Source organism: Malonomonas rubra DSM 5091 (genome assembly GCF_900142125.1).
GTDB classification, from domain to species: domain Bacteria; phylum Desulfobacterota; class Desulfuromonadia; order Desulfuromonadales; family Geopsychrobacteraceae; genus Malonomonas; species Malonomonas rubra.
Window position 1 is genome coordinate 245,032 of record NZ_FQZT01000003.1, and the last position, 11,936, is coordinate 256,967.

General features: G+C 54.5%; 8 protein-coding genes. 2 read left to right on the forward strand and 6 right to left on the reverse strand.

Annotated features, from left to right (window positions below):
* Position 1: 1 nt before the first annotated feature.
* Together BUB13_RS06205 and BUB13_RS06210 are read left to right on the forward strand one after the other, a co-directional pair.
* Positions 2–1,393 (forward strand): FAD-binding oxidoreductase, encoded by a 1,392-nt coding sequence (locus tag BUB13_RS06205; RefSeq protein WP_072906857.1) that lies wholly within the window; start codon positions 2–4, stop codon positions 1,391–1,393.
* Between the two features lie 4 nt (positions 1,394–1,397).
* On the forward strand, positions 1,398–2,699 hold the full coding sequence (locus BUB13_RS06210) for a (Fe-S)-binding protein (RefSeq protein ID WP_072907098.1): 1,302 nt from the start codon (positions 1,398–1,400) through the stop codon (positions 2,697–2,699).
* A gap of 115 nt (positions 2,700–2,814) precedes the next feature.
* Here BUB13_RS06210 and BUB13_RS06215 read toward each other — a convergent pair whose 3' ends face one another.
* The 6 genes from BUB13_RS06215 to BUB13_RS06240 form a co-directional block, all read right to left on the reverse strand.
* Positions 2,815–4,020 (reverse strand): GGDEF domain-containing protein, encoded by a 1,206-nt coding sequence (locus BUB13_RS06215; protein WP_084091801.1) that lies wholly within the window; start codon positions 4,018–4,020, stop codon positions 2,815–2,817.
* A 46-nt stretch (positions 4,021–4,066) separates the two neighbouring features.
* On the reverse strand, positions 4,067–6,256 hold the full coding sequence (locus tag BUB13_RS06220) for a putative bifunctional diguanylate cyclase/phosphodiesterase (RefSeq protein ID WP_072906859.1): 2,190 nt from the start codon (positions 6,254–6,256) through the stop codon (positions 4,067–4,069).
* A 9-nt stretch (positions 6,257–6,265) separates the two neighbouring features.
* Positions 6,266–8,347 (reverse strand): HDOD domain-containing protein, encoded by a 2,082-nt coding sequence (locus tag BUB13_RS06225; RefSeq protein WP_072906861.1) that lies wholly within the window; start codon positions 8,345–8,347, stop codon positions 6,266–6,268.
* A gap of 418 nt (positions 8,348–8,765) precedes the next feature.
* Entirely contained in the window at positions 8,766–10,778 is a 2,013-nt protein-coding gene (locus BUB13_RS06230; RefSeq protein WP_072906863.1) for a CHASE2 domain-containing protein, read from the reverse strand.
* 15 nt (positions 10,779–10,793) lie between these two features.
* Positions 10,794–11,393 carry an OmpA family protein gene (locus BUB13_RS06235; protein WP_072906865.1) on the reverse strand — a complete coding sequence of 200 codons (600 nt, stop codon included), beginning with the start codon at positions 11,391–11,393 and terminating at the stop codon, positions 10,794–10,796.
* Between the two features lie 35 nt (positions 11,394–11,428).
* Entirely contained in the window at positions 11,429–11,863 is a 435-nt protein-coding gene (locus tag BUB13_RS06240) for a FecR family protein (protein ID WP_072906867.1), read from the reverse strand.
* Positions 11,864–11,936 lie beyond the last annotated feature (73 nt).

Genomic DNA, 11,936 nt, shown 5'->3' on the forward strand with positions numbered 1-11,936 from the left:
TATGATTTCAGCAACAGTCGCGCAACAACTGATCGATAAACTCGGCAAAGAAAATGTCATCGCGGAAAAAGAGGACCTGCTGGTTCTCGGCTACGACTCCACCCCGGGGCTGCATGCCATGCCGGATGTGGTGGTCTATCCAACTGACAGCGAGCAGGTGCAGGCGGTGGTCGAAATCGCCCGCGACAACAAGATCCCCTTCACCCCGCGCGGCAGCGGTACCGGGCTGTCCGGCGGCAGCATCCCGGTCAACGGCGGCATCGTCATCTGCCTGAACAAATTGAACAAGATTCTCGAGATTGACGAGGAAAACCTGACCGCCACTTGCCAAGCGGGCGTCGTCACCCTCGATCTGTTCAACGCTGTTGCTGAAAAAGGCCTCTTCTACCCGCCCGACCCCGGCTCGCAGAAGATCTCGACACTCGGTGGCAACGTGATGGAAGACGCCGGCGGCCTGCGTGGCCTCAAATACGGCGTCACCCGTGATTACGTCATGGGCCTCAAGTGTGTCCTGCCGGACGGGACCCTGCTTGACACCGGTGGTAAGAGCGTTAAAGATGTTGCCGGTTATGCCTTTAAAGACCTGCTGATCGGTTCCGAAGGCACGCTTGCAATCATCACCGAGCTGACCGTCAAGCTGATTCCGCCGCCGCAGGACAAGCGTACTTTCCTCGCCTACTTCAAGAACATTCGTACTGCGGGTGAGGCGGTCTCGAAAATCATTGCTGCCAAGATTATTCCCTCGACCATGGAAATAATGGATAAAGCGACCATCAACTGCGTCGAGGACTATGTCAAAATCGGTCTGCCGCGCGAGATGGCTGCCCTACTGTTGATCGAAGTCGATGGCCACCCGGCGGTCGTTGCCGAAGAAGCAGCCGAGGTCGAAAAAGTGCTCAAGGCAGTCGGTGCCGACGACGTGCAGATGGCAAAAGACGCAGAGCACGCTGGCGAACTGGCTGCAGCTCGCCGCACCGCACTCTCTGCACTGGCGCGGGTCTCTCCAACCACCCTGCTGGAAGATGCCACCGTACCCCGTTCGATGTTGGCCAACACCTTTGACCTGATCGAAAAGCTGGCGGAAAAGTACAAGCTGACCGTCGGTACCTTCGGCCACGCCGGGGACGGCAATCTGCACCCGACCGTCCTTTGTGACGAGCGCAACGAAGACGAAATGAAGCGCGCCCACGCCTTTTACGACGAGCTTTACGAACAGGTCCTGGAATGGGGCGGCACTGTTTCCGGTGAGCACGGCATTGGCATTGCGAAAAAAGGCTACCTGGCCAAACAGATCGGCCCCGGAGGTGTTGCCGTAATGAAACGGATCAAGCGCTCCTTCGATCCGGATGGCTTGCTCAACCCGGGAAAAATCTTTGCCGACGATCAGGAGTAAGATGATGGCCGACAAAGAAAAACTTGGCAACTTTACCAAACAAGACGCACCAACCTACGAATCGGTTCTGCAGTGCATGCGTTGCGGTTTCTGCCTGCCAACCTGTCCGACCTTTGCCCTGACTGGCCGGGAACGTTCCAGCCCACGTGGCCGGGTCGCGCTGGCACGCGCTGTCGCAGAGGAAAAGCTCGATTTCAACAAAGCGATGAAAGAAGAGGCGTTCTTCTGCCTCGATTGTCGAGCCTGCACCACAGCCTGCCCGTCCGGCGTTAAAGCTGGCGAGGTCATGGAAGTGTGCCGCAGTCAGGTCCATCAGCAGATCGATCAGCCGAAGTGGCAGAAGCTGTTCCGCAGTTTCGTCCTTGAAAAGATGGTGCCGAATCCGGACCTGATGGAAACCTCGATGCTGCCAGCACGCCTCTACCAGAAGCTTGGAGTACAATGGCTGGTCCGCAACAGCCATATATTAAAGATGGCGCCAAAATGGATCGAAAAAGCGGAAGGGATGATGCCGGAGCTGCATCAGCCACTGCGCCAGAGAGTTCCGGAATTAACCCCGGCACGAGGAGAGAAACGTGGCAAGGTTGCTTTCTTCCTCGGCTGCGTCATGACCCTGATGTACGCTGAGGTCTCGCGTCAGACGGTGAGAGTTCTGAGCCATCAGGGGTTTGATGTCATCACGCCGAAGGATCAGAAGTGTTGCGGCGCACCACATTTGACTGAAGGCGATCGCGAAACCACCCGGCAGATGGCAACACACAACCTTGACCTGTTCCTCGATCTGGATGTTGATGCCATCGTTACCGATTGCGCCGGTTGCGGCAGCGCTTTGAAAGAGTATGAAGAGTTGCTCGCTGAGCGACAGGACCATGCCAAACTGGAGAAGTTCCACAGCCTGATCAAGGATGTCAGCGAGTTTCTGGTAGAACAGGGCATCCGCACCGACGAGTTGAAGACGATCAACAAATCGGTCACTTATCACGAGCCTTGCCACCTCTGCCATGCGCAGGGAATCAGCAAGCAACCGCGAGACTTGATCAAAGCGATCCCCGGCATCGACTTCCGCGAGATGAACGAAGCGAGCTGGTGTTGCGGCTCGGCGGCGACCTTCAGCCTCAAATTCACTGAGGAAAGCCAGAAGATCCTCGACCGCAAGCTTGACAACGTCAAAGACACCGAAGCCGACATTCTCGTCACCGCCAATCCCGGCTGTCACTTGCAGTTGGCCTGGGGCTTGCGGGAAGCGGGTATGCCGCAGCCGGTCATGCACCTGATTGAGTTACTCGGCGAAGCGACACCGGAATAAAACAGACAGGGGCGACCACAAAGGTCGCCCTGCTTTTTGCCAGCAGTCTGCCTCGGGCTACCCGAGACAGCTCGAGGCGCCCGGTTCTCCGTAGGGGAGCCGGGCTTTTATATTGCTAGCAAACCAACCGATTCCGTCCTGCCTTTTTCGCCCGGTAGAGCGCCTGGTCGGCGGCCTTGAGAACCTCTTCTGCGGTATCGAGCTTGCCGCCACGCTCGGCGGCACCGATACTCACCGTCACTCGCAGTGTGGAAGCCTGTACTTTTTTTCCCGCCGGCCTTTTCTTCGGTTTCTTTTTCGGCCGATCTTTGCCACGCGCAACAAAGCGTGCGTCTTCCACGGCGACCCGCAACACTTCGAGAAAAGGTGCGGCCTGCTTGACACTGCGCCGCGGAAACAGCACCGAAAACTCCTCGCCGCCGTAGCGGAACACTTTACCGCCACCACTGACCGTCGCCAATCGCGATGCGACCATCTTCAGCACTTGGTCACCAACATCATGGCCGTGGGTATCGTTGAACTTTTTAAAGTGATCTATATCGACCATCGCTAGAGTGTATCGGCTGCCGAGGCTATCCAAGGCTTCGTTGAGGGCCCTTCTACCCGGCAACCCGGTCAGTTCGTCACGGTAAGCCAGGGAATACGAGTTCTCCAGCACACCGAGCAACAAAATCAATCCGGCACCCGCCAACGACAATCTCAGCGACTGGCCACCCGGGTTGGCAAAAGTACACAGCAGTAACAGCTGGCTCCAGAAGAAGGCGACTTCAAAGGGCGCCGATCGCCGCAGCATACGCCAAAGAAAAACGACCAGAGCAAGCAAGTGAGCCAGCAATGCCGGCTGCTGTAAAGCAGACTTCTGAATCAAGGAAAAATCAGCAAAAGAATGATCAAGCAAAGATAGGTAGGGAAAGTTTTGTCCCTGCCGAAACCAGAGAACAGCTGCCACCTCCGTCCCCAGCAAAAGCCACCAGATCAGGGCGCGCAAGTTCAACAATCCCCGCTCGCGAAAGCAGGCTAAGATCAATAAATTAAACGGCAACAGAATGGCGATCAGCTGGAAGAGCTGGGTATCGTCGGGAAGGTATCTCAACCCGGCATCGACCAGCAAAAACAGAGCTACGGCATAAACCAAACGGCTGCGGTTAAAACGCCACCCCAGGAGAAGCGCAATGACCGTCACTGCGAGGGGAAAAACCTGTAGCAGCGCAGAAAGCTCAGCCGGGAGCAGCTCCCGGCCGAGACCGTAAATCAACACCCCGCAAAGCAGCCCGTTCGGCAAAAGAAAAGGGGTGATAATTTTTTTCAGTACGGGACTCAAATGTGCTCCAGTCAGAAGAAATGTTCGACTGGGGGATTATAGCCTATTAATCCGGCAGGATAAAGTGTGGGCCTTCGGCAGGTTGGTTACTGAGGATATCGAGAGTGGCCTGAGCTGGCATTGCTTTGCCGTAAAGGTACCCCTGCACTTCGCTACACCCAAGATTACGCAGGTATTCCAGCTGCAGCAGGTTCTCCACCCCCTCTGCCGCCATATGCAGGTTCAGCCCTTTGGCCATCATTGCAATGGCGTCAACGGCACAAACTTTCGGCAACTCATCTTCAATTTCACGAACAAATGAGCGATCGATTTTCAAAGTATTGACCGGGAAGTTCTGCAACGAACTGAGCGACGAGTAGCCGCGGCCAAAATCGTCCAGCGCTACGGAGATTCCATATTCACGCAGTTGGCGCAGGTTCCGCACAGCCATCCCCTGCCCCCGCAGCAGGCCCTGCTCGGTCACTTCAAGCTCAAACACAGATGCCGGCAGATTGTGCTTCTGCAGGGTCTCGATAAATTTCTGGACGTAGTTAGGCCGTTCCAGTTGAACCGGGGAAATGTTCAAGGAAATTTTCAGCTGCGGCAGTCTCTGCTTGCGCCAGCGCACCAGCTCCTCGCAAGTGCTTTCGAGTACCCAATCACCAATCGGAACAATCAGCTTTGACTCTTCGGCAATCCAGATAAAATCTCCGGGATAGATCAGGCCCTTTTCCGGATGATGCCATCGCAGCAGGGCTTCCATGCCAACAATGATGTGGCTAAAGGGATCAACCCGCGGCTGGAAAAAAACCTCGAACTGATTCTGCTCCAGCGCCAGGTAGAGATCACGCTCGACCGACAGGTAACTCGAGTCCGTGCCTTCCATGGCATCACTGTAGAAGCAGTAGCTGTCTTTGCCGTTCGCCTTGACATGGTACATGGCTATATCAGCGCTCTGTAGCAGGCTTTCTTTGCTCTGGCCGGCGTTGGGATAAAGAGCGATACCGATACTGACGCTGAGGAAAAGTTCGTGATCTTTGATGCAAAGAGGCTCCCGTACCGCGCGGCCGATCTTCTCCGCAACCGCGGCCACATTCTCCTTGCTCTCGACGTTCGGCAAAAGCAGGGCAAACTCGTCGCCACCGAAGCGGCAGAGAGTATCCTCAGCACGCAGACATTCAAGAATCCGCTGCGACACCTGTTGCAGGACCAAGTCACCCATGGAGTGGCCGAGAGTATCGTTAATCTGCTTGAAGCGATCGAGATCGAGAAAGAGCAGGGCAAACTTCTGCCGGTTGCGACGGGCGTGAGCGAACACCTGGCTGATGCGGTCGTCGAACAGCACCCGGTTCGGTAAACTGGTCAGCAAATCGTGATATGCCTGGTAGCTGATCTGGGCCTCACTGCGTTTACGCTCGGTAATGTCACGAGCGCAACCGAGAGTGCCGGCAAAAACTTTCGCCCCGGTTTCATCAATTTCATAAATACCGATGGCGTTCAACTCGACGATCAATTCGTAATTATCAAGACATTCAACCTGCTGACTCGACTGGTTGACCAGCAGACGGATTTCTGTATTGCTGGTCGCCCGCTCGCCGCTGCGCTGCTCACAAAAGAAATTGTAGCTGTCGTCAGCATTATGCGGGTGTATCAGTTTCGAGAAGTGACAACCGATCAGTTCGCTGCGCTTGTAGCCGAGCAGTTCTTCAACCTTGTCGTTAACGTAGGTAAAGACGCCTTGCGGGTTGAGCATGTAAATAAAATCGGGCGAGTTGTTGACGATGAAGCGATGGATCTTCTCCGAACGCTCCAGCGACTCTCCCGTGTGCTTCAACCGACGTGTCTGCCAATGATGTTCCAGTGCGTTATTGACCGTCGTCAGCAACTCTTCCGGATTGTACGGCTTGCGGATGAAATCATAGGCGCCGTTGCGCATGGCACTTTTGACAGCAAAAAAGGAAGACTCACCACTGACCACGACAACCTCGACCTCAATCCGCTGCTGCATGATCACACGCAGCACTTCCTGGCCATCAAGGCCAGGCATCTGCAGGTCGAGCAACACCAGGTCGTAACTTTCCTGGATGAGCAGATCGAGGGCGACGGCGCCACTACTGACCGTCGTCACAACATAGCCGTTAATCCGCAGCAGGGCCTGCAGACTTTCCAAGACAGCTGGCTGATCATCGACAATCAGTATTTTCGAGCGCTTTATCCGCTCCGGCGTCAACCCGGAGTCAGCTCTTTTCACCTGCATAGTCCCCCCCTATATCAGGCTCGCAGCGGAAAAATCATCATCTCCACAAGGTATCTGCAGATGAAATCCTGTTCCCGCTGCAGGTGAGCTATGATAGCTGATCCGTCCTCCCAGATCATCGACCATTCCCTTGACGATACTTAAACCGACACCGGCATGCCCCGGCCCTTTCGTGCTGACCACCGGGCGAAACAGCTGGTCCTTGACCTGCGAATCGATTCCGCCGCCATTGTCCTGCACCACCACCTCGACAAAACGACCACCATCGGAGCAGTAGCTGTCACGGGTCGCCAGCTGAATTTCACCGCCTTCGGTAACAGCTTCGGCTGCATTTTTGAGCAGGTTGACAAGAATTTGTTTCACCAGCACACCGTTGGTTGACACCTTGGCCAGATCGTTTTTCAGGTTGAAGCGAACATCGATCCGGCGCGGCTGCAACTCCCCTTCCTGCAGTGCATCGACCGCCTCGTAAACCAGCTGGTTGAGGCTGATATCTCGATCCGGGAAGGGCGGTAGCTCCTGCTGGTTGAGATAGTAATTGAGCACATCATCAACCCGGCGCACTTCCCGTTTGATCGCATCGGTAAACTCGCGGTGCTCATCATCCGGCAGCAAGTGACCGATCACTTCGGCATAATTACCGATGATCGTCAGCGGATTGCTCAACTCGTGGCTGACCCGCCGTAACTGGGCGCTGCCTTCAAAGAAATTATCGGGCACATCGTTCGACAACTGCGCAATCGACTCACTGACGACTTGACCGAACATACGCAAGCGCAGCAGGTGCAGCGTACTCATCTCTTCTTCACGATCGACACTTAGCACCACGGCGCCGAGCAAGCGGCCATCGAGCAGAAACGGTTGACAGAAAAAACCACGTTTTCCGCCGATGCGCAGCAGCAACTGGTCGGTCACCGACAACGGCTGTTTGGCACTGAAACTATTGTTGGTTTCACCGCTGACCAGCGCCTGCACCACCAAGCTGAGCGAAGCATCGAGCGGGACCTTCAACTCGCTGATCAGGCGTGCCTGGCCTTCAGCGACAATGCCGGCGAGCTGATTATTTTTATGATCGACCAGCATGAAAATCGCTTCCCCTGCCGGGCTGTTTTCCAGATAAAGATGGCGCGCTTCAGTGGCCAGCAACTCTGGTCGATTGTTGCCAAGCAAACGCGCCCGCGCGCCCTCCTGGTCTGCCAGCGCGAAGATCAGATCGATTAAACGGCCGCGCGCCTCTTTCAACTGCTCGCGCAGTTTTTCCGGATCCTCAAGTGCTGGAATGGCGCCCTTATACAGCCCTTTAGCCCAGGAGAACAGGTAATCGATCTCACTCCGGCTGAACTGAAATAATCGTTCCGCCAGTTGTCGCACGTCATCCGTCAGTTCAAGTGGATGCTGACAGATCTGATGTGACAACCGGGCAATTTTTAATAACTGGCTACTGTTTTCAATCTGCACGACATCCTGATGTAAAAAACGGACGGCATCGATCAGAAAGGAATCCAGTTTCCAGGGCTCGATCACGTCTTCTGCGACATGCAGGTGATCCTGCTGATAGCTTTGCAGTTCGCGCTGACTCAACGCAGGTGAGCTTTTGCTTTCCGCTGCCAATTCAGCGTAGTCGTCACCATGCTTGGAGAACAAGGTATATAAGCCAAGGTTAAGCAGCAGGCCACTGAGTTGAGCTTCCTCAACATGAAGATAACTGACAGTCGGCGACAGGCAGCGCGCAAATTGACCGGCGACACGCGAGGAGAACCAGAGACTATTGAGAAAATGTAACGAGGTATCAGTAAAATCGTGAGCGACAACCTGCTTGGCGGCCTGCAGTGCAATACCGGTAACGACTGGCAAACCGAGCTGCTGGATGGCTGAAGTAACCGGTTCAGCGGCATCGATGCGCGTGCTTCCTGCCTTGCTGGCAGCATTGATCACACGCGCAGAGAGAGCCGCATCCTGAAGGACGATTTCAGCCAACTCCGGGACACCTGCTCCCGAAAGGCAAGACTCGATCAGCGTCACCAGTGTCTGTGGCATGCAGAACAGGTTGGCAATATCCTGTTCGCCGTATTTAATCGCAGCAACACCCATAACAACCTAAATAAAAGAAGAACGAGACTAGGGCATTTCACCCATAAAAACCGGACTTAACACCCTCTTTGTCACTATCGATTATCAACCAAAAAGCTCAAAACAGCAACTGAATAATCGATAAATTCTCTTAATATCCAAGCACTTAGCAGATCAGCAAAGTGCCAGCCGAAACCTCATTAGAAAAACAGAAGGGCAAGATTAGCAAAATAGGTGAATTTAACTAGCAGGACTTTTTAACCGACTGAAAAAAGGGGGCTATTGAAAAGGAAAAATCCCAGTCTTCTCATTTTGGATGACAAATCAAATGGCAGAAAGCCGATTTAACAGCAAGAGATTTGAAAACAATCATGAATAAAAGCGCCAATCATGGAGTCCGAAAACTATCTAAAAGGGAAAAAATCGCCCTTATTTCCCCTCAAAGCTCAATATTACGGTATTCATTGCTGATCGCAGCGAAGCGTTCTTCGCTGGACAGAAAGGCTCGAACAATCTCCGGGTCGAAAAGCTCACCACTCTTGCTCAGGATATATTCCCGTGCCTGCAAATGGGTCATCGCTTCTTTATAGCTGCGCTCGCTGACCAGCGCATCATAGACATCAGCCAGCGCCATCAAGCGGCCCGCAAGCGGTATCTCCTCCCCTTTGAGCCCCTTCGGATAACCGGAACCATCCCAACGCTCATGATGCGTCTCCGCCATCTGTCGTGCGTAATGCAAATAAGCCGAATCCTCCGGTAACTCCAACGCATCAGCCGTGCACCCCAACGCCATGGCACCAAGCTGCGGATGCTCCCGCATCACAACGATCTCTTCGTCGGTCAAGGTGCCGCTTTTCAACAAAATCCGGTCAGGAATACCGACCTTACCAATATCGTGCAACGGTGCCGACTGAAACATCATTTCGGCATCTTCCTCACTGATCTCTGACGCATAACTGGAGTCTGTACGCAACTGCTCTGCCAGCTCGCGGACAAAACGTTGAGTCCGCAGGATGTGGGCACCGGTATCGCTGTCCCGGGTCTCTGCCAGCGTGATCAGGCTGACGATAGTTGCATCCTGCGCTTTCAGTAACGACCTGCTGCGTTTCCGCAGGTTTTTTGCAGCAATGCCATAGCGCACCAATCCGAGCAGACCAGCGTTAAGCAAAAGTACTAAAACAGGCATCGTCGGCGAAACAAAATAATGACCGGAGCGAAACAGCATCATCGAGCCCCAGAAAAACAGGCCCGCAACGACGGCCGACAGAACAAGTGGCACAGTCAAACGGAAACGGCTGAGCAACCAGGCTGAGCAGAAACCAAACAACAGCACTGTCCAGAATTCGGCCCCACGTGCCCAGACCGGGTGCGAATACCAACTTGAATTAAGCAGGTTTGATGCAATCACAGCATGAATCTCAACTCCGGGAAAGTTGCGCTGGAGCGGAGTAACGTGGCGATCCCCCAATCCTTCAGCAACGGCACCAACAAAGACCACTGCCCCCTGCAGCTCACCATCAGGCAACGTACCTTCAAGCAATTCGGCAGCAGAAACATAGCGGTAACCACCGGCCCCCGAGTACCCAAGCAACATATTACCGCCCTGATCAAGAGGGACTGTGCGCCCGGCAAATTCCAGAGCGGCCTCCTGCTGCCAGACATCGAAATGCAGCTGCCCGCCGCCAACGGCCTGAAGCACAGTCGCCAAGGCCAGGCTCGGATAATAGCGCCCGGCAAAGCCCTGCAACAGGGGCATCCGCCGCACGACCCCATCGCGATCGGAGGCAGCATTAACAAAACCTGACGCCGCTGCAGCCGACTGCAACACCTCAAGGCTGCCCAGAACCCCTTGTGGCTCGCGCCAGGGCATTTCCCCTCTTTCATTGCGAATGACAACACCGGGCAAAGCAGGTGGCAATACGTCGACAGGCTCCGCGTCAGCATGGGAAAGAAACTTGAAACCGAGAACGGAAGACGTCGCAGCCAAGACCCTGGCCAGCAAGAGATCGTTACTCTCCCTTTCCTGCAGAGCAGGGAGCAGACCGCAATCTTCCCCTAAATCACGCCTGCGCTCGCGCAGAATCAAATCGAGAGAGGTGCGGTCTTCTTCCGGCATCAGAAGGTCGACCCCGACCGCAGCCACTCCATGCTGCTGCAATTCATCCAGAAGCTTTGCCAATCGGTAACGCGGCCACGGCCACTGGCCATAACGCGCCAAACTCTGTTCATCAATCCCAACGACGACCGGTTGCTGTGACAACGACTGTTCCGGTTGGCCGGAAAGCATAAGATCGTAGATGCGGAAATCGAAGAAACGAAGAAGTTGCGGGGGATAAAAAAGGAGAACAACAGCTGCCAGGGTGATCAACAGACCACACGCCAACACGCCGGAGCGTGCCTCCGCTAAAGGACTGAGGCGGAAAGCGGCTTTTTTCTGTCGACGCAGGCTCATACGAACAGGCTCATACTAGCGAACGATCACCTCGACCCGGCGATTACGCGGCTCGGCAACACCATCAGCAGTTGGTATCAACGGGTTGCCTTCACCATGAGAATCGAGATCGATCGCCTTCACGTCGACCCCGCGCTCCTGCAACAGGTCACGAACGGCCTCCGCCCGCTGCAACGACAAGCGCAGATTGTACTCATCAGAACCGGTGCGGTCACTATGACCATAAATACCGAGAGAGTTCGCGTTTCGCTCGGCGACTTCATTTACAATCTGCGTTAAAAGCCCCTCGGAAGCTGATGTCAAATTGGTTGAGCCCTGTTCAAAGTAAAGTAAAAAGCGGGCGGGTGCTTCCGGCTCGACAGCCAGAACCTGTGCATATTTCTGCTCAATGTCTTCGCGACTGACAATAACGGGTGCCGAGGGTGCCGAGGCACCGCTGACGACAGTCATTTGTCCTGCCTCCTCAAGCAGTGCCACTCCTTTTTCCGTCACCACCTCCACTTTACCAACCGAGCCATCAGCATCAGGCAAAAGCACAACTTCGCTCTGCTGACCGGAATCGAGCAGAATTCCGGCAACAAACACAGCAAACAAAACCAACGGGGCAGCCCCCATAACTCACCTCCAGCAGCAGTAAGAATATTTGAGAATCAGTTGCTCACCTTGATGAGAACCCGGGTACCACGTACAGCAATAGTCGAGTCTGGCGTCTCCAGTTCGATCGAATCGGGCGCCAATTTGCCGATAACCCCGGAAACATAAAGGAACGTCCCTTTCAGCATTTTCAGGATCATGGAAAAACGATTCTGCTTCGGCTCAAAAACAAAGGCCCGCAAAAGCAGTTCACTGTCCGGCCCGAGCGAGACAGTCGTATCGTCCTGCAGAATCAGCCCGAGGCTGCCATCGGCACGTGTCACCACCCTGTCAGCGACCTGAAGCGGGGCGCCGACTTCCAGCTCAACCACCTCCCCCTGACGTTCAACAAAAGCCGAACCTGTCAGTGTCTTCACCGTTCCGATAGACTGTGCCGCCGATAGCGTTGCAGCAAAAAACAAAACCAGCAAAAGCCCAAACACGTAACGCATCAGAAACCTCCGAGCAAAACTAACAGACAGGCTTAAATGTTAACAAATTTCAAATATTTGTCAGCCCAAAAGG